Below are 19,075 nucleotides of genomic sequence, written 5' to 3'. Positions count from 1 at the left end.
GAACAAGAGGACTTTATGGCGAAAAAACTGTCAATTTCCCGTCCGGCGGGGACAGTAGCGATTATCGCCAGCGTGCTCCTAACTTTGGTTTCAGTCATGTTGGCTGCCGGGTTCATGATTTTGCTGGGCAGTGCTTTTGGGCAAGCCTTTTCGGGGAAAAGTTTCTCCGGGCAGCTCAGCGGCTTGATTGTCCTAGCTATTGGGATCGGAGGCTGCGAGGGGACGCGAATCGCGATTGAGCAGCGTTCGGTCCATAAAGAACAGGTGGCCTTGCAGTCGCGTCTTTTGCGTAGCTATTTTCACCAAGGACCCGGAGTTCTTGCCCGCCGTAACGCTGGTTCTCTGGTCGATATGATGACTGCCGGTACCGAAAAAATTCAGCGCTACCGCCAGGCATTCCTGGGCTCCATGATAGGAGCGATGCTCAGTCCTCTGCTGGTGCTGGGGCTCATGGCGTTGTTTATCGACCCCTGGTGTGCCTTGATTCTGCTGGCTTTTGTTCCCCTGGTTCCGATCATTATTTTTGTGTTCTCCAAATTGACCCGGAAAGTTTCTAGTAAATCGCGGCGGCGGCGCAACCAGCTGGCTGCCGCCTACCTGGACGCTATTTCCGGTTTAGAAACTTTAAGCCTGCTGGGCGCTACCGACTCGCGGGGGGAAGAACTAGCGAAAGCCGGGGAAGAAAACCGGCTTTCTACTATGCGCTTGCTGGCGGCCAACCAGCTAATCTTGCTGGTGATTGATATGGGATTCAATCTCTTGCTGCTTACCTGCGGGTTCGCCCTCACCCTCTGGAAGGTTCTCAATGCTTCATGGGGCTCCGATATCACCGTGATCGCTCCCGTGGTTTCCATGTTGGGATTGACGTTGCTGCTATTGGAACCGATGAATAAAATCGGCGCCTTCTTCTATGTGGGGATGGCGGGGATGGCGAATCAACGCCTGGTGCGCGCCTTCTTAAGCGGGAAAGCGCCCTCGCATCCGCAGCGGAAAACTGGAAAGAAAACTGCTTCTACCTTCGTAAAGGCGGTTTCAGCGGGATCGGAAGGTCAGGCGGAGGATGCCGCTACCTCCGGTGCAGCTAGCGCGCAAGGCTCAGTTAGCACCCAAAAAGTAGAAAGCGGGCAAGATTGCGGCAGTGAGCAAGAGTGGGGTAGTAACCAGACCCGAGATCCTAAAACAGATACCTCTGAAGTGCTGCTTGCTGCCCACGGAGTAAGTTTTGCTTACCCCGGTGGCAAGCCCGTCCTTAGCGAACTTAATTTGAAAGTTAAAAGTGGGGAATGGGCGGCCATCTGCGGGGCTTCTGGAGCAGGAAAATCTACCCTAATGGAACTGGTTAAAGGCAACCTGTTGCCCAGTAAAGGCGCTATTAACCTGCAAGGACGTCTCTTGGAAACGGGTAGTAGGGAGTGGTTTAGAAGACAATCTGCGCTGGTACTCCAACGCACCTGGATTTTTAGTGGCACGATTCGCTCTAACTTGATGATGGTTTCTCCGCGGGCCAGTGAAAAGCAGCTGTGGGATTGTCTCCAGCAGGCGCGTCTGGACCAGGAAATTAGTTCTTTCCCGCAAGGACTAGATACCCCGGTGGGGGAGGAGGGCTATGCGCTTTCCGGGGGGCAAGCCCAGCGGCTATCGCTAGCGCGGGCGTTGCTGTCTGGACGAAACTTGCTGCTCCTGGATGAGCCAACCTCGCAGATAGATTTGGAGTCCGAAGCGGCGATTACCCAGGCGCTCGCGGAGGTGGCGCGAGAAAAAACCATCGTACTACTCACCCACCGTGCCAGCGCTCTGGCTAACGCCGACCGAGTCCTCTACCTCAATAATGGCGCTTTAGAGGAGGTGACACCGTGAGCAAAAAACCGGGATTCTTAGACCGCTGGCGCCCTACTAAAGGAGATACAGAAGATCTCAATCAAAACCTACCTGGGCAAACATCTGTGGCCGAAGCCGGTGAAGCAGCAGGGTCGCCCGCACCTGACAAGGTGGGAACCCGCCAGCTTATTGCCTGGTTGCTGAGCCTGGCTCACCCAGTGCTAAAACCCTTGTACATATCGGGGGCGGCCCGGTTATTAGACCAGGGACTAGGCATCGGCTTGATAACTTTCGGGGTTTACCGAGTTAGCGCCGCAGTGGTAGAAATCGCTGGCGGCGGCGCCTTTCCAATGTCTTATCTTTGGGTGAGCATTGCGGTGATGGCCGCTTTAGCGTTCCTGAAAGCATTTTTCCGTTACCTGGAACAGTTCGCTGGACACTATGTAGCCTTCAAAGCCTTGGAGATCTTGCGGCAAGAAATGTTCTTGCGGCTGGCGCCCCAATCCCCGGCCTGTATGGTGGGGGCGAAAAGCGGGGACCTGTTGGCTCGTATCACCGGGGATATTGACCGGATCGAAGTGTTCTTTGCTCACACCCTGGTTCCGGCTTTCAGCGCCCTGATAATCCCGCTCGGGGTTTCGATTCTGACCGGCTTTTTGGTTTCCCCCCTCAGCGGCGCCCTCCTATTCCTTATCTACCTAGCAACTCTGACTTCCTTAGCCCTGCTGGGTGGGGGAGAAGGAAACCGGGCTGCCGATGCCTCTGCCAGCGCCAAAGGACAGGTTTCGCAGTCCGTAACCGATTCAGTCAACGGGATTAGCGAGGTTGTCGGCTATGGTTTGCAGCGCACCAGGATTATCCAACTAGAACGCTATATGTCGATTGATGGTGCCGCCTCCCGCGCTTTGACCTCGCTATATGCGCTGCGTCGCGCCCTGACGCAAAGCGGAATGTATCTGGCAGCCCTAGCGGTGATTTGGGTGGGGATGCCGGCGTCAACAGATTTCACCGCGCTCGCACCCGCCCTGGCTGCCGTATTCGCGGTGCTGCGCTCTTGGGAGGTTTGCCGGGGGGTGGAAGATTTCTCTACTTTTTTGGCCAACTCTTTCGCGGCGGCTCGCCGAGTTTGGCAAGTTGCCAACACCGCTCCCCAGGTGCCCACGGGAGGTAAGCAGCTACCAGCGGCACCTTTCCCGATCATTTTCGAGGACGTATCTTTCACCTATCCCCAAAGCGGAAAACAGATTTCGGCGCCTGCGGCGCTCAGCGATATTTCCTTTACTATTCCTGCCGGTTCCTGGACGGCTATCTGCGGGGCGACCGGGAGCGGAAAATCTACCTTGGCCAGGTTATTGCTGCGTTATTGGGATGTAGATAGCGGACAGATCCTCTTGGGTAAGTTGCCGCTAAGCGAGGTAGATCCGGAAGCTCTTCGCCGCGCCATTCCTCTGGTTACTCAGCGGATCCACATTTTTTCGGCTTCGATTGCCGATAATTTGCGGCTGGCCAAACCTGACGCGGAAGAGGAACAGCTTTGGCAAGTGCTGAAAATCGTGGAACTGGATCAGACGGTCGCAGATCTACCCGCAGGTTTAAAAACCCGGGTTGGAAAACATGGCGGGGCGCTTTCTGGGGGGCAGCGGCAAAGATTGGCGTTGGCCAGAGCGCTGCTTTCTGATTCCCCCGTCTTGGTGTTAGATGAGTTCACAGCGCATTTAGAACCGCAGTTAGCGGAGCGGCTGCGTAGCCGGGTGCGCGAGCTTCGCCCGCAGGCCACCATTATTGAAATCACCCACACCTTGCGACAAGTGGAGGAAGCTGACCAGGTGTTGGTGCTTTCCCGGGGCAAGTTAGTAGAACAGGGCGCTCCGAAGCAGGTGCTGGCGCAGGCAGGTGAACTGGCGAAGTTAGTTGCCCACGAACGGGATGCAGAGTTCACTTTAGGGCAAGAAAATTCGGATAAGTAGGTACTAGGAAGGCGCTTGGAAACTCCCAAAAGCGGGGGAGCAACAAACAATTTTGCGCAAAATATTTAAAAAAGCTGTGAAAATGCGCACGTCCGCGCCTCCTATGTGGCATAATCAGCGGTTTCAAACTAGCATTGATACTTGCGTTTGCCGTAGCCCGATGTGGTCTGGTCTGCTGATTCGCCTCTAAAATGCGCAAGGCGGTCGGAAGAGCAACCAGAGCCCGGAAGGGGCCGGAAACCAGAAATACGCGCGAAGTTACATCGTCCGGAAGGAATCCTTTTGGCTGCTGAAACCGCATCCGCCAATAAGCCCTCTCGCCTGTCGTTTGCAAAACTGCAGGAAGTTATGGCTCCCCCGAATCTGCTAGACATTCAAAGAAAGTCCTTTGAATGGCTCTTAGGCACCCCCCAGTGGCGCGAGAGTGCAGAAGAAAAAGCAAAAGCGACCCGTCGCACCGATCCGGTGCTTTCTGGTTTAGAGGAAATTTTTGAAGAGATTTCCCCGATCCAGGACTTTGCCGGCTCTATGTCGCTGTCGTTTTCTGACCCCAAGTTCGAGCCCCCGAAGTATTCCATTGAAGAATGTAAAGCCAAGGATTACACCTATGCGGCTCCCATCTTCGTTACTGCCGAATACATGAATGAAAACACCGGCGAGATTAAATCTCAGACCGTGTTTATGGGGGATTTCCCGCTGATGACTCCGCGGGCAACTTTCGTTATTAACGGCACTGAGCGGGTAGTAGTCTCCCAGTTGGTACGCTCTCCTGGTGTTTATTTCGAGAAAGTCGCGGACAAGACCTCTGATAAAGACATTTACGGCTGCAAGTTCATTCCCTCGCGGGGAGCATGGCTAGAGCTGGAAATCGACAAACGGGAAAACGTGGGTATCCGCATTGACCGGCGCCGCAAGCAGTCCGGTACGGTGTTCTTGCGCGCCCTGGGAATGACCGCGGAAGAAATCCGGGAAGAGTTCCAGGACTACCCGATTATGCTTTCGACCTTGGACAAGGATTCGGACAACATTCAGTCCACCGATGATGCCCGGGCAGATATTTACCGGAAGATTCGTCCTGGCGAGCCGGCCAGCGCCGAAGCCGGACGCAACCTGATTGAAGGCTTCTACTTCAACCCAAAGCGTTATGACCTGGCCAAAGTTGGTCGCTACAAGGTCAACCGCAAACTGGGGCTCAACAGCGATATTCACACTTCTACTTTGACGCTGGACGATATCGTTGCTGGTTTCAAATACTTACTGGCGCTGCAAAAGGGCGACCAGACGGTATCTGCTACCAACGAGGACGGCGAAATCGTCGACCTGCGGGTAGAAACCGATGATATCGACCACTTCGGTAACCGCCGGATTCGCGCGGTTGGGGAACTAATCCAGGCACAGATTCGCACCGGGCTTTCCCGGATGGAGCGGGTAGTGCGCGAACGGATGACCACCCAGGATGCGGAGGCAATCACTCCGCAGTCGCTGATTAACATCCGCCCGGTAGTGGCCGCGATCAAAGAATTCTTTGGTACTTCGCAGCTGTCCCAGTTCATGGATCAAAATAACCCGCTGTCGGGGCTAACCCACAAGCGGCGTTTGTCTGCGCTTGGTCCGGGAGGTCTTTCTCGTGACCGCGCGGGCATGGAAGTTCGTGACGTGCACCCGTCCCACTATGGCCGGATGTGCCCGATTGAATCTCCGGAAGGCCCGAACATTGGTCTGATCGGTTCGCTGGCAACCTATGCCCGGTTGAACTCTTTCGGTTTCATTGAGACCCCCTATCGCGTGGTTAAAGACGGAAAAGTCACCGACGAGGTTCACTATCTAAGTGCGGATGAAGAGGCCGGTTACAATATCGCCCAGGCTTCGGCACCCCTAAATGACGATGGTTCTTTTGCTGAAGAACTGGTGCTTTGTCGGATCGCCGGGGAAGACCCGCAGGAAATGCGGCGCGAAGAAGTTGACTTCATGGACGTTTCGGCGCGGCAGATGACTTCGGTGGCTGCCGCCCTGATTCCGTTCCTGGAACACGATGACGCCAACCGCGCCCTCATGGGTGCAAACATGCAGCGCCAAGCGGTTCCCTTGCTGACCACCGAGGCTCCGCTTGTGGGCACCGGCATGGAACGCCGCACCGCTATGGACGCTGGCGAAGCCATGATCAGCGAACACTCCGGGGTAGTAGTAGAAGCCGACGCGGCGCATGTCCAAATCATGTGCGATGACGGTTCTTACTTCACCTATAAGCTGGACAAGTTCCACCGCTCCAACCCCGGTAACTGCTACAACCAGCATGTACGGGTGGCTGCCGGTGACCGGGTAGAGGTCGGGCAGCTAATCGCTGATGGTCCGGCCACCGATCACGGCGAACTTGCCCTCGGCAAGAACCTGCTGGTTGCCTACATGTCGTGGGAAGGCCTCAACTACGAGGACGCGATTATTCTTTCCCGCCGGGTAGTCCAAGATGACGTGCTCACTTCAATCCATATTGAAGAACACGAAATCGATGCCCGCGAAACCAAGCTGGGTCTGGAAGAAATCACTCGCGATATTCCCAATATCTCCGAGGACGCCCTCGCTGACCTTGACGAACGCGGCATTATCCGCATCGGTGCCGAGGTACAGGCCGGCGATATCCTGGTCGGGAAAGTAACCCCCAAGGGTGAAACCGAGCTGACCAGTGAAGAGCGCCTGCTGCGCGCTATCTTCGGCGAGAAAGCCCGGGAAGTGCGGGACACTTCGCTGCGGGTTCCTCACGGCGAATCCGGGATTGTGATCGGGGTTCGCGAGTTTAACGATGATGACGACGAACTACCTCCCGGCGTTAAGCAGATGGTGCGCGTTTATGTAGCGCAGCGTCGCAAGATCACCATTGGTGATAAAATGGCTGGTCGCCACGGTAACAAGGGTGTGGTTTCCAAGATTCTGCCGATCGAAGATATGCCTTTCTTAGAGGACGGCACTCCGGTTGACATTATTTTGAACCCCATGGGTGTACCTGGTCGTATGAACATCGGGCAGGTTCTAGAGTTCCACTTGGGTTGGATTGCTCACCAGGGTTGGGATGCTTCCAAGCTGGCAGAAGAAGGCGCCAAGTGGATTGAAAAACTCCCCAAGGAAGGCCTCACGGCTCCCGCAGGGCAAAAGGTCGCCACCCCGGTATTCGACGGTGTGGAAGAAGACGTTTTGACCGGACTGCTGGGATGCGCCCGTCCGAACGCGGACGGGGATCGCCTCATCAACGAAGACGGTAAAGCTCGCCTATTTGATGGGCGTAGCGGCGAACCGTTCCCCTACCCGATTTCGGTGGGCTACAAGTACATGTTGAAGCTACACCACCTGGTAGATGATAAGATTCACGCTCGTTCCACCGGGCCTTACTCGATGATTACGCAGCAGCCTCTGGGTGGTAAAGCCCAGTTCGGCGGGCAGCGTTTCGGCGAGATGGAGGTCTGGGCGATGGAGGCCTATGGCGCGGCCTATTCGCTGCAGGAACTGCTGACCGTGAAATCGGATGATATTACCGGCCGTGTGAAGGTCTACGAAGCGATTGTTAAGGGCGAGGATATTCCTGAGCCTGGCATTCCGGAATCTTTCCGCGTCCTCATACAAGAAATGCGCTCCCTCTGCCTGAATGTGGAGGCCCTGGACGCCGAAGACAATGTGGTGTCCCTGGCTGAAGACGATGACGGTGCTGAGCGCGCCAGCGAAGAGTTGGGGATCAATATTGGCTCGCGGCCAAACCCCAATGTTTCTTTGGAAGAAATCTAGGCAGCAGGGAAGAGAAGGTAAGAGTCGATTATGGATGCAAATAAATTCGATCAACTACATATCGGCATGGCGACCGCCGAAGGCGTGGCTGAATGGTCATTCGGGGAAGTCAAGAAGCCGGAAACTATTAACTACCGCACTCTGAAGCCCGAAAAGGATGGCCTGTTCTGTGAGCGGATTTTCGGTCCTACCCGGGACTGGGAATGTGCCTGTGGAAAATATAAGCGCGTGCGCTATAAGGGCATCGTTTGTGAGCGTTGTGGGGTAGAGGTAACTCGCTCCAAAGTGCGCCGCGAACGTATGGGACATATTGAACTGGCTGCCCCGGTTACCCATATTTGGTATTTCAAGGGTGTGCCTTCCCGTTTGGGGTATCTGCTGGATCTAGCGCCTAAAGACCTAGAGAAAGTCATTTATTTCGCGGCCTACATGATTACTGAGGTCGATGAAGATGCCCGCCACCAGGATCTGCCAAATCTGGAAAACGAGCTCAGCTTGGAAATACAGCGTTTGAATGAACGCTTTGAAGCCAAGATTGTTGCCCGCCAGGAAAAACTGGAAAAGGATTTGGCGGCGCTCGAGGCTGAAGATGCCAAGAATGCTGAAAAGGAAAAGGTGCGCAAGGCAGCTGATAAAGAGGTGGCGCAAATGCGTCGCCAACTGGATCGGGAAGTTTCTCACCGCGATGAAGTCTTTACCCGCTTTAAGGAACTGCAGGTAGGAGACCTCGAAGGCAATGAGCGGCTCTACCGCGACTTGGAGATGCGTTACGGCATTTACTTCAAGGGCGATAAGGGCGCGCAGGCGGTTCAAAAGCGTCTGCGGGACTTTGACTTGAAGGCCGAAGCCGAAAAGCTGAAAGAGGAAGTTGAAACTGGTACCGGTCAGCGCAAGACTCGTGCGCTCAAACGGCTGAAAGTGGTTTCTGCATTCTTGCAGACCGGAAATAGGCCGGAATCGATGGTGCTGGATCGCATCCCGGTGATTCCGCCGGATCTACGCCCGATGGTGCAGCTAGATGGAGGTCGGTTCGCGACCTCTGACCTGAACGACCTTTACCGCCGGGTAATTAACCGTAATAACCGCTTGAAGCGACTGCTGGATTTGGGTGCTCCCCAGATCATTGTGAATAACGAAAAGCGGATGCTGCAAGAGTCGGTGGACGCCCTATTCGATAACGGTCGCCGGGGACGTCCGGTGACTGGTCCGGGCAACCGTCCGCTCAAGTCGCTTTCCGACATGCTCAAGGGCAAGCAAGGGCGTTTCCGCCAGAACCTGCTAGGTAAACGGGTTGACTATTCTGGTCGGTCTGTAATCGTGGTAGGCCCGCAGCTGCGGCTGCACCAGTGCGGTCTGCCCAAGCAGATGGCTCTGGAACTGTTCAAGCCCTTCGTAATGAAACGGCTGGTAGAACGGCAGGAAGCGCAGAATGTCAAGGCCGCTAAGCGGATGGTGGAACGCCAGCGTCCGCAGGTGTGGGATGTGCTTGATGAAGTCATCACCGAACACCCGGTGTTGCTGAACCGGGCGCCTACCTTGCACCGCCTGGGTATTCAGGCTTTCGAGCCCATCTTGATTGAGGGTAAAGCGATTCAGCTGCACCCGCTAGCTTGTGGGGCGTTCAACGCGGACTTCGACGGTGACCAGATGGCAGTACACCTGCCGCTGGGAGCGGAAGCTCAGGCTGAGGCGCGAATTTTGATGCTGTCTTCGAACAACATTTTGAAGCCCGCCGATGGTCGTCCGGTAACTATGCCTTCGCAGGATATGGTCATCGGTATTTACCACTTGACCTCGGATCCTGATCCTTCCCTTCCGGTTCCGACCGACGAGGACGGAAACCCGATTACCCCCAAGTTCTCTTCACTGGGTGAAGCCATTATGGCCTTTGACCAGAACCGCTTGGATATTAACGCTACTGCGCTGATTCGTTTCGAGCCGGGTACGGTGCCGCCGAAGGATTGGCAGGCTCCGGAAGGCTACGAAGAAGGCGATTCGGTAGAGTTCGAAACCTCTATTGGGCGTTGCTTCTTCAACGAGGCGTTGCCGGTTTCCTATCCGTTCGTAAACGAGCAGATTGACAAGAAGGGGCTTTCTCGGATTGTCAATACTTTGGCCGAGCGTTACGACAAGGGCAATGTAGCGGCCTCCTTGGATGCTTTGAAGGAAACTGGTTTCCATTGGGCAACCTGGTCGGGTACCACTATCGGCTTCGCTGACGTAGTGGAACCGCCGGCAAAAGCGAAGATTCTCGCCGAGTACGATGAGAAAGCCACTCAGGTGCAAGAGGACGCCGATCTCGGTTTGATTACCGCCCAGGATCGCTACAACGAACTGGTGGATTTGTGGACCGAATGTACTGCCAAAGTGGCGCAGGCTATGCGGGAGAACTTCCCGGCACGTAACCAGGTGAACCGGATGGTTTCCTCTGGTGCTCGGGGTAACTGGGATCAGATTCGTCAGATTTCCGGTATGCGTGGCTTGGTGGCTGACCCCAAGCAGAAGCTGATTGAGCAGCCGATTAAATCGAACTACCGCTCGGGACTGTCGGTGCTGGAATACTTCATCGCCACCCACGGTGCGCGTAAAGGTTTGGCTGATACCGCGCTGCGTACTGCAGACTCGGGTTATTTGACCCGCCGTCTGGTGGACGTTTCTCAGGATGTTATCGTGCGCGAACAGGACTGTGGCACTCGCCGTGGTCTGGTGCTGCCCATTGGTGGGGTCACCGAGGATGGTCACGTTTACAAGCTGGATATCGTAGAAACCACCGCCTATGGTCGTACCTTGTCCAAGGATGTTACCGATAAGGACGGCAACCTGGTATTCGCTAAAGGTACCGATGTGGGTGACGCCCAGATTGATGTGCTGATCGAAGCGGGAGTCACCGAGATTCCGGTGCGTTCCGTTTTGACCTGTGAATCCGAGGCCGGTACTTGCGCCTCCTGTTACGGGCGCTCACTGGCGACCGGTAAACGGGTTGATATTGGCGAGGCCGTGGGGATTATCGCTGCCCAGTCGATTGGGGAGCCGGGTACTCAGTTAACGATGCGTACCTTCCACACCGGTGGTGCCGCGGGCGCTGCTGATATTACCCAGGGTTTGCCGCGTGTACAGGAGCTCTTCGAGGCACGTACTCCCAAGGGTGAAGCGTTGATCACCGAGGCTTCGGGACGTGTAAAAGTAGTTGATGACCCCGGTCAGACCCGTCACCTGGTAGTGGTACGCGATGACGGTCAAGATGACTTGATTATCGATGCTCCTCGCCGCATGAAACTGATTGTTTCTGACGGTGACCGGGTCGAGGTAGGTCAGCAGCTGACTGAGGGTCGCCTGGATCCGAAGAAGGTGCTGCGCATCTTGGGTGTGAACTCTACCCAACGACAGCTGGTCAACGAGGTACAAGAGGTTTACCGTTCGCAGGGCGTGGATATTCACTCCAAGCATATTGAGGTGATTGTGCGTCAGATGTTGCGGCGGGTAACCGTGTTGAAGTCCGGTGATACGGATCTGTTGCCGGGTACTCTGGTGGATTCGATTCGGTTCCGCTCTATTAACCGTAAAGTTGTTTCCGAGGGCGGGGAGCCGGCTGCGGCACGTCCGGAGCTGATGGGGATTACCAAGGCTTCACTGGCAACCGATTCTTGGTTGTCGGCGGCATCCTTCCAGGAAACCACCAAGGTGCTAACTGATGCGGCCTTGAGTGCGAAGAAGGATCCCTTGGTAGGTCTGAAAGAGAACGTGATTCTCGGTAAGTTGATTCCGGCGGGTACTGGTCTGTCGATGTTCCGGGATGCCAGCGTAGAACCTACTGAGGAAGCGATGGCTAAGATGGGCTGGTCAGCTGACGATTTCAAAGTCACTGAACTAGACGATGACTTCTTGGCCGGCATTAATTTTGAAGATTCTTTCGGTTTGAATCTTTAATCTAAGTAGTTGAGTTCCTAAAGGGGGCTTGCCTAGCTAAGCTAGCTAGGCAAGCCCCCTTGGCTTTTACCTGTTGTTTTATTTAAGGCAAAGCGGCGGACAGCCATATATGAAAAAGCTCTCAAGGAAGATGGGACTATCACCTTGCTTTAATCTTACCGCTTGGTAAGATTTGAGTATGAGTATGAGTCGAAAAAGGAATATTTTAGTAGCCACCTTAACGATGGTGGGGCTGGCAATGGGGGGACTGTTCGCAGTTTCTGGGAGCCAAAATGTGCAAGCCGCTGACCGCACTCCTACGGTGCGCGAATGCCGGGTAATGCATAACCAGGTAGCTAAAGGACAACCCATCACCAATATAGATACCTTTTTGATCGGCGCTACCAGCGCCGACTCTTATACTTTGTCCCTATATTTGGGTAACACCAAGTTCCGCCCAGCAATCGAAGCCGCAACCAAGATGTGGACCGAACGCAGTGGCGGAAAGATTAACTTCCGCTTCGTGGATTCGATGGCTAATCGTCCGGTACGGGTAATCGATTCCCCCTATTCCGAGGGTAAAGCGATTGGTACCGCCTATGCTGCCCAGCGGCTCTTATACTTGCGTCTTGATCGCAGTGGCTGGCTGACGCAAGTTTCTACTGTGGCACATGAAATCGGGCATCTTTTAGGTCTGGATCACACTTGTAAAGGCGATTTAATGGCCGCCGGTATGGCAGGGGTTAAAGATTTCAAGAACCCGATTGGGGGCGCCGATGTGGCTCTAGCGCTACAAGGTTTAGAAAAATATTTAGGCTACCCGGCGGGCTCCGAGCCGGCTCAGCCCACTCCCAATCCCACTGCTGAGGTTCCTCAGCCCAGTGAAGATCCAACCGCTGTTCCCGAGCCCACACCGGATCCGGCGCCTAGTGAAACCGCGCAGCCCAGTGAAGATTCGACGACTACTCCTGAGCCCAGCCAAGAGCCAGAGCCTACGGCTCAACCTACGAGTGAACCGGCTCAGCCGGAGGTTCCCACTGAAACCGCTAATCCGACCCCGAATCCCACTGCTGAGGTTCCTCAGCCCAGTGAAGATCCGACCACTGCTCCTAAGCCGACTCCGGATCCGCAGCCAAGCGTAGAACCTACCCCCTCCACCCCAGAGCCTACCTTTACCGAGGCGCCAACTCCGGACGATCCGCCTACTGCGGTACCGGAGCCAACTACGCAGCCAGACGAGCAAGCCGATAACTCCAATAATTTTGTAGTTAAAGTTCGGGTGTTCTTCGTGAGGGTGTTCTCCTGGTTCGGCGGATTCTTCCGCGCGATCTTCTCCTAGAGTTTAAAACCAATAAGTGAGCCCGCTGGTTTTCCAGCGGGCTCACTTCGTTTAGGGTACGTATCGGCTAGCGATCGGCTTTCTGAGCGCCGAGCTGAGCCTCAATCTCGTGGGAGCCGTCCTCCCGGATTACTGTGAGTTTTACTTTGTCCCCCGGGTTGTACCAGCGAACATAGCCGGTCAGTGCAACTCCGGAACCCACCAGGCGCCCATCAATCTTAGTAATCAGATCCCCTTGCTTGAGCCCGGCTTTATCGGCTCCCGAGCCGGGAACTACCGAGGACACCCTCGCCCCCATACGAGCCTCCCCAGAAATCTGGGCAATTCCGGTCTCAATGGTGACTCCCAGCATCGCGTGGGTAACTTTGCCCGAGGTGATAATCTGATCGGCCACGTTACGTACCAGGTTCACTGGGATAGCAAAACCGATACCGATGGAACCGGCCTGTCCCTCCCCAGAGGAACCTAGAGAAGCAATCGAGGAGGTAATCCCAATAACCTTGCCGGAAGCATCAAAGAGAGGCCCCCCAGAGTTGCCGGGATTAATCGCCGCATCCACCTGGATAGCATTGGTAACGACCCGTTCCCCGGCACCAGAACGCTCATTAAGTCCCGGAATCTGAATCCCCGATTTACCCGAAGACTGGGTGACTACTACCGGGCGATCCAGAGCCGAAATGATTCCGGTGGTAACCGTGTTCTCTAGCCCCAAAGGAGAACCGATGGCGGCTACCGGCTGGGCGACTCGCAAATTCGAGGAACTGCCCAGCGCAGCCATCTGTAAATCTTTCGGAGGTTTCACAAACTCTAGAACTGCCAGGTCAGTGGAAGAATCAGTACCTAAAATTTTGGCTTCATAGATTTTGCCGTTATTCAGCTCTATCTGCACTTTCGCTTTCCCGGAAACCGCGGAGGCAACGACGTGATAGTTAGTAATCACGTGTCCGGCCTCATCGAAAATTACCCCGGATCCGCTTTCCCCGGAATCGCCGGAAGCCACCTGGATAGCTACCACCGAGGGCTGGACGGCTTTGGCGACTGCCTCCCAGTTGGTCTGTTTGGCGTTAGCTTGCACTACCGGCGCTTCGGTTGCCACCTTTACTGGAGATTTGCCAAGCGCAGTAGTACGGGACCCAAATTCGGCTGGCAACAGCCATACGCAGAGGGCCGCTGCCACCGCGATTGCGATAGTGGCTAGCCAACCCGGACCCCGTTTAGTTTTTTCTTGTTTCCGGGGAGGCATCGCGGCCGGTTCCCAAGCGGGATGCTCCGGGGAGGAAAATGTTCCCTGGGGTGAGGGGGAGTAGGGGAAAGTAGTAGTGTTTGTCGCCTGCTCGGGGGCAAAGTCGTTAGAGAAGAAACTTTCATTTTGCGAGTGGGAGGCCCCGCTAATACCAGAGCTGTAGGGGGAAGGATATCCCTCTAGTCGTGCCTGTCCAGCGGGAAAATCCTGATTAGTTTGGGGACTGATTCCACTATTGGAGGATGCCTCCCCGCCGCTAATCGCCGGGTTGCCGGGTTGAATATCGGTAATCCTACCGGTTAATTCGGGACGCGCGTCCTCGTTTTTGCTGGAGTTAATGTTTCCGTTGTTCCCGGGATCTGCTGCCGGAAACCTATTACCGCTCGGCTCCGGGATTTCTCCGGGCCAGCCGGCGCTTTGCCAATCGTCCATTTCCCAGTCGTCGAGCGGCTGATGAGCGTTATCGGGTCGGGGTGAATCATTGTTGTTCATCATCAATCTCAATCTCCTCTTTATCTCTTTGGCCCCATAATGGCACCGACAACTGTTTCCACTCTGGATGTTTTCTGGATGTTTTCTGAATAGGGAAAGTGGTCTTTGTTGTTCGGAGACCAGCTGTTTTTACTGGAACAAGCGTTTTTACCGTGGTCGCCGCTGCTTGCGTTTCTGTTTGTTATGTGTCGCCTTCTCAGAGGTCTTTTTCCCACTTTTTTCGGCTGTCTGCTTATTGCGCTTCAGACGGGGATTTTCTAAATTCCCGTCACCTAGTTGCTCGCGGTACCAGGCGGGAGCTAGTCGCGCACCTCGGGAAGGCGAAAACCCCAGCCGCTGGTAGTAGGCGCGCAGCCACGCCGGACGCACTCCCTCCGGATAGTAGAAGTTAGTTACCCCCCAGATAATCCCTACCAGGCCGATAACTGCGCCGATTAAAGATATGGTCAGCAGGAGATAGTTCCAGGGTCTGGGGGCGGCGTTTGCGGGCAGAGTTGCTCCGATAGTCAGGAAGAACAGTCCCAGCGCCGGCAAGAACACCAACACCCAGCGTTCGTCCATAATCAGAATGCCGGAGCGGGAAATGTCTTTCTTTTGCTTCGGGATCCAAAAGCGGGCTCTCGCACTGCCATGCCGAATCCAGGCTGAGCCAGCCAGTAATACTGCTCCCATAAGCAAGGCGACAATGTGGTTCATAGCAACTAGCCTAACCTGTTTTCAGGCTTGCTTGAGTCTCGCGTCAATTCCATCCTCTAAAATTCGTAGACACGTCCCGGGAGTCCCGGTAGCTATCAGCCGCCCGCAGCAACTAGAGATATTGACTAGCTAGCTGCACAGTGTGAGGGCCGTAAGATCCTCCGAACAGGTTAGCGTGTACCGCCAACATATGGATTTGGTGCAGGCCGATGCGTTCTTGCCACCCCGAAGCTAGGGGAGAGACCTGGTTGTAACCTTGGTAGATTTCCTCCAGGTAGGGCTGCCCGAAAACTCCCAATGCCGCCAAATCGGTTTCTGCGTGTCCCCCTGCCGGAGCCGGATCTATCAGTACCCCCACCGCTTTGGGAAGGGGCTGATCCGAGGCAGCGCCCCTTCCCGCCAGAGCAGGAAAACGCTTTAAGGCCCTCGCGGGCGCCCACATTACGTTCCCGGTCCACAGGTCACCGTGAATTCGCGCGGCTTTGGATTTTACTAACTCTGGTTCGGGAGCATTGAAGATTCCATCGCGTAGGCGCTCAGCCAGCCGCTCTAAAACTGCCACTCCCGAACTATCGATCGACCCGTTGGCGAGGGCAGGCGGCAGATTCGGCATAATCCGGTGATCCGCGAAAAACTCTCCCCAGCTTTGTCCATCGTCCTCATAAATTAAATCCAAGCGGGAGCGACCCATATAGCCGGGACCGGAATAGCCCAGAGGGGGCTGCCCGTACCAATCGGCTCCGCCTGCGTGGGTAATCGCCAGTGCTGCCCCGAAGGCGCGCGCCGCTTCGCTGGTGATGGCGGTAGAGGGTATTAATTCGGTGTCTAAGAACCCACGACCAGAAGCCGCGACTTTCGCCACGTGCGCTCCGCCTTTATCCATCGGCTCTGCCAGCCACTTTAGCCCCAGTTCTTCAAGCTCCAGAGCCTCGGGATGGCGATTATCAACCTTGTGGTAAACCTGCTCACTCATAGCCCTATTGTGCCAGCTGACTACCGGTGTGGGCTAGCTCGCCAGATTTGGCGATAAATACGCCTGGCAGTCTAGGCTTAAAGCATGACTCCAGAAGAACTAAGTGCCTTAATCCGCCAGATTCTTTCTCAACTGGCAGCCGACACCGGTTTAGATCCGGACGCTATCCCGGAAACCGTGAAAGTTGAGCGTCCGCGTTCGCGCGATAATGGCGATTGGTCAACTAATGTGGCTATGCAGTTGGCAAAGAAAGCGGGTATGGCGCCACGCGACCTCGCCGCTAAGATCACCGCCCAGCTTGACCAGGTAGCAGGTATCTCGAAAACCGAGGTGGCCGGGCCGGGGTTCGTAAATATTTGGTTGGGGGCGGCTGCTGCCGGGGCGCTTGTTTCCACGATTTTGCAGGCCGGGAAAAATTACGGGCACAGCGAAGTTTTGAGTGGGCAAAACATTAACGTGGAGTATGTGTCTGCCAATCCCACTGGCCCCATCCATTTGGGGGGAGGGCGCTGGGCCGCCGTCGGAGATACCCTCTGCCGGATTCTGGCGGCCAGCGGGGCAAAAGTGACCCGCGAATACTATTTCAATGACCACGGCGCCCAGATCACTCGCTTTGCCAAGTCGCTTTTGGCGCGTTGGCAGGGCAAAGAGGTGCCGGAAGATGGTTACGGCGGGCAGTACGTCCTCGATATTGCGGATAAAGTGGCTGAGCGCGCTAAAGCAGAGGGCGTGCAGCTAGCGGAGCTGCCGGAAGCACAGGCGGAAGAATATTTCCGGGAAGCCGGCACCACTTTAATGTTTGCAGAGATCAAAGAGTGTTTGCATGATTTCCGCGCCGATTTTGATGTTTTCTTCCACGAGGACGAGCTGCACACTTCCGGGGCAGTTACTGACGCGATCGAAGAGCTGCGTTCCCGCGGTGTCATCTATGAAAAAGACGGCGCCACCTGGCTGAAGTCCACTAAATATGGGGACGATAAAGACCGGGTAATCTTGAAATCCGATGGGGATCCCGCCTATTTCGCAGCCGATATTGCCTATTATCGGGACAAACAGCGCCGGGGAGCCACCCATGAAATCTTGATTTTGGGCGCTGACCACCACGGATATATCGACCGTATGTATGCCATGTGCGCAGCTTTCGGGGGCAAGCCGGGTCAGAGCCTAGAGATTATCATCGGGCAGATGGTGAATCTGAAAGAAAACGGCCTAGAAGTAAAAATGTCTAAACGTGCCGGCACCGTGATTACCCTAGATGACCTGGTAGATGCGGTGGGAGTAGATGCTGCCCGCTATTCGCTGGTGCGAGTGTCGATGGATTCCACTGTCGATATTGACCTAGATTTGCTGCGCTCCCACACCAATGAAAACCCGGTTTACTATGTGCAATATGCGCATGCCCGCACCTGCTCGGTGGGGCGCAACGCCGATGAGGCCGGAGTGAAAGCTGATGGCAAATATGATGCCTCCGCGCTGTCTAGCCAAGCCGATAAGGATCTGCTCGGGATTTTGGCGCAATACCCGGCAGAGTTGAAACTGGCCGCGGAAGAGCGCGAACCCCATCGGATTCCGCGTTACCTGGAGAAACTAGCGGCGGGCTATCACACTTGGTACAACCAGTGCCGGGTAATTCCCCGTTCCGGCGAGGAAATAACCGACGCACACGTGGCGCGCAGGCACCTGAATGAGGCCGTGCGGCAAGTGCTAGAAAATGGCTTGGATCTTTGCGGAGTGGTAGCTCCCGAGCGGATGTAATGGGAAGATAGGGGCATGGCAACCGTACCGACCACTAAGGCTGCGCGCGAGGAAGCGATCCGTGAAATCCTCAGTAAGCAGGAAATCTCTAGCCAGTCACAGCTGCTTACCCACTTGGCTGAACGCGGAATCCCTACCACCCAAGCCACTCTGTCGCGGGATCTTTTAGCTTTACGAGCCACCAAAGTGCGTGCTACCAGTGGGAAAACTATCTATATGCTGCCGGAGCCTTATCCGGTGCGAGTGCGGCGGGGACAGGAAGATCCCGGTAATGAAAAGTTGGCGAAATGGTGTCAAGACCTGCTGGTATCTTCCGCAGTGGTGCATAATCAGGTAGTGCTGCGCACCCCGGCGGCAGGAGCCCAGTTGCTCGCAGGCGCAATCGATATGGCGTGGTTTGATGCCGTGCTCGGCTGCATCGCCGGTGACGATACTATTCTGGTCATCTGCAAAACTGACGAAGATGCAAACGCCTTAAACGAGCTGTTCATGCAGTTCGTTACCGATTAGGTTGCGTAGAGTTACCCCGCGGAGGTTTCGCGGGGAGTAGGATTTTGCCTCCCGCTTCGGGGCTGGCTCGGTAAAAGCACATAATATGCGGGGGATAGTTTTTTCCTGCTGCCCAAAATCCGTAACTGCCTGCGGCATTTACGGATTTACGCCCGCCTAGCCTATCGGATAAAAACTATCCCCCGTGCAGTACGTCCCCACCGCGGCGCTAGTGTGTGAATCACATTAAATAAGCTGTCGTGGATTTGGAAGGCTTATTGGCTCTGTCTTAGACTGAGGTAGTTGCTAAGGCAACGGCAAATGCGCTCGTGGCTCAACGGATAGAGCATCTGACTACGGATCAGAAGGTTGCAGGTTCGAATCCTGTCGAGCGCGCCAAACCCCGTCCTCGTTGCGATCCAGCGGTGACGGGGTTTTTCCAATTTCTAAAGCACGCCGCCTACCCCTATTGCGGGGTTAATACCTGCTCCAATATCTGACAGCTTCCAGAAGAGCGAACCTAACGAACTCCGCCGAAGTTGGTTAGGGGCCAGACGATTAGCATGGCTTTGCCGACAATCTGATCTTCGGACACGGTGCCGATGGCTTGGTGCGTGTACATTGTA

10 protein-coding genes and 1 tRNA gene are annotated in these 19,075 nt (G+C 55.3%); 8 read left to right on the top strand and 3 right to left on the bottom strand.

What is annotated here, in order from left to right:
* Positions 1-15 precede the first annotated feature (15 nt).
* The 5 genes from KO216_RS08335 to KO216_RS08315 all read left to right on the top strand — a co-directional run bounded on the left by KO216_RS08335 (position 16) and on the right by KO216_RS08315 (position 12,801).
* The gene (locus KO216_RS08335) at positions 16-1,857 is read left to right on the top strand and encodes an ABC transporter ATP-binding protein/permease (protein ID WP_215523750.1); all 1,842 of its coding nucleotides are present in this window, start codon (positions 16-18) and stop codon (positions 1,855-1,857) included.
* Positions 1,854-3,785: a thiol reductant ABC exporter subunit CydC gene (gene cydC / locus KO216_RS08330; RefSeq protein ID WP_215523749.1), complete on the top strand. Its 1,932-nt coding sequence runs from the start codon at positions 1,854-1,856 to the stop codon at positions 3,783-3,785. Before KO216_RS08335 ends, cydC begins: the two co-directional genes overlap by 4 nt.
* 282 nt (positions 3,786-4,067) lie before the next feature.
* Positions 4,068-7,556 carry a DNA-directed RNA polymerase subunit beta gene (gene rpoB / locus KO216_RS08325; protein WP_215523748.1) on the top strand — a complete coding sequence of 1,163 codons (3,489 nt, stop codon included), beginning with the start codon at positions 4,068-4,070 and terminating at the stop codon, positions 7,554-7,556.
* Between the two features lie 27 nt (positions 7,557-7,583).
* On the top strand, positions 7,584-11,483 hold the full coding sequence (locus KO216_RS08320; protein ID WP_309547357.1) for a DNA-directed RNA polymerase subunit beta': 3,900 nt from the start codon (positions 7,584-7,586) through the stop codon (positions 11,481-11,483).
* Between the two features lie 178 nt (positions 11,484-11,661).
* Positions 11,662-12,801 (top strand): reprolysin-like metallopeptidase, encoded by a 1,140-nt coding sequence (locus KO216_RS08315; RefSeq protein ID WP_215523746.1) that lies wholly within the window; start codon positions 11,662-11,664, stop codon positions 12,799-12,801.
* A gap of 67 nt (positions 12,802-12,868) precedes the next feature.
* Here the strand turns inward: KO216_RS08315 and KO216_RS08310 are convergent, their stop codons facing one another.
* From KO216_RS08310 to KO216_RS08300, 3 genes are all read right to left on the bottom strand, one after another.
* A complete protein-coding gene (locus KO216_RS08310; RefSeq protein ID WP_215523745.1) occupies positions 12,869-14,539 on the bottom strand; it encodes a S1C family serine protease in 1,671 nt (556 codons plus the stop codon).
* A 144-nt stretch (positions 14,540-14,683) separates the two neighbouring features.
* On the bottom strand, positions 14,684-15,232 hold the full coding sequence (locus KO216_RS08305; RefSeq protein WP_215523744.1) for a hypothetical protein: 549 nt from the start codon (positions 15,230-15,232) through the stop codon (positions 14,684-14,686).
* 112 nt (positions 15,233-15,344) lie between these two features.
* Positions 15,345-16,205 carry a fructosamine kinase family protein gene (locus KO216_RS08300; protein ID WP_215523743.1) on the bottom strand — a complete coding sequence of 287 codons (861 nt, stop codon included), beginning with the start codon at positions 16,203-16,205 and terminating at the stop codon, positions 15,345-15,347.
* 84 nt (positions 16,206-16,289) lie between these two features.
* Here KO216_RS08300 and argS point away from each other — a divergent pair, with 84 nt between their 5' ends.
* The 3 genes from argS (at position 16,290) to KO216_RS08285 (ending at position 18,848) form a co-directional block, all read left to right on the top strand.
* Complete coding sequence (gene argS / locus KO216_RS08295) at positions 16,290-17,960, top strand: arginine--tRNA ligase (RefSeq protein WP_215523742.1); 1,671 nt, start codon at positions 16,290-16,292, stop codon at positions 17,958-17,960.
* A gap of 15 nt (positions 17,961-17,975) precedes the next feature.
* A complete protein-coding gene (locus tag KO216_RS08290; RefSeq protein WP_215523741.1) occupies positions 17,976-18,470 on the top strand; it encodes an arginine repressor in 495 nt (164 codons plus the stop codon).
* Positions 18,471-18,772: 302 nt separating this feature from the next.
* Positions 18,773-18,848, top strand: a tRNA-Arg gene (locus KO216_RS08285).
* Positions 18,849-19,075: the final 227 nt, after the last annotated feature.

This window comes from Varibaculum prostatecancerukia (assembly GCF_943169825.2).
In the GTDB taxonomy this organism is placed as follows: Bacteria; Actinomycetota; Actinomycetes; order Actinomycetales; family Actinomycetaceae; genus Varibaculum; species Varibaculum prostatecancerukia.
This window is presented reverse-complemented; position numbering and strand designations above follow the sequence as displayed.

Excerpts from the sequence above, each read along its gene's own strand:
- KO216_RS08315 (WP_215523746.1), top strand. The coding sequence starts at position 11,662 with ATGAGTATGAGTCGAAAAAGGAATATTTTAGTAGCCACCTTAACGATG.
- KO216_RS08290 (WP_215523741.1), top strand. The coding sequence starts at position 17,976 with ATGGCAACCGTACCGACCACTAAGGCTGCGCGCGAGGAAGCGATCCGT.
- KO216_RS08300 (WP_215523743.1), bottom strand. The coding sequence starts at position 16,205 with ATGAGTGAGCAGGTTTACCACAAGGTTGATAATCGCCATCCCGAGGCT.
- KO216_RS08310 (WP_215523745.1), bottom strand. The coding sequence starts at position 14,539 with ATGATGAACAACAATGATTCACCCCGACCCGATAACGCTCATCAGCCG.
- KO216_RS08305 (WP_215523744.1), bottom strand. The coding sequence starts at position 15,232 with ATGAACCACATTGTCGCCTTGCTTATGGGAGCAGTATTACTGGCTGGC.
- KO216_RS08335 (WP_215523750.1), top strand. The coding sequence starts at position 16 with ATGGCGAAAAAACTGTCAATTTCCCGTCCGGCGGGGACAGTAGCGATT.
- argS (WP_215523742.1), top strand. The coding sequence starts at position 16,290 with ATGACTCCAGAAGAACTAAGTGCCTTAATCCGCCAGATTCTTTCTCAA.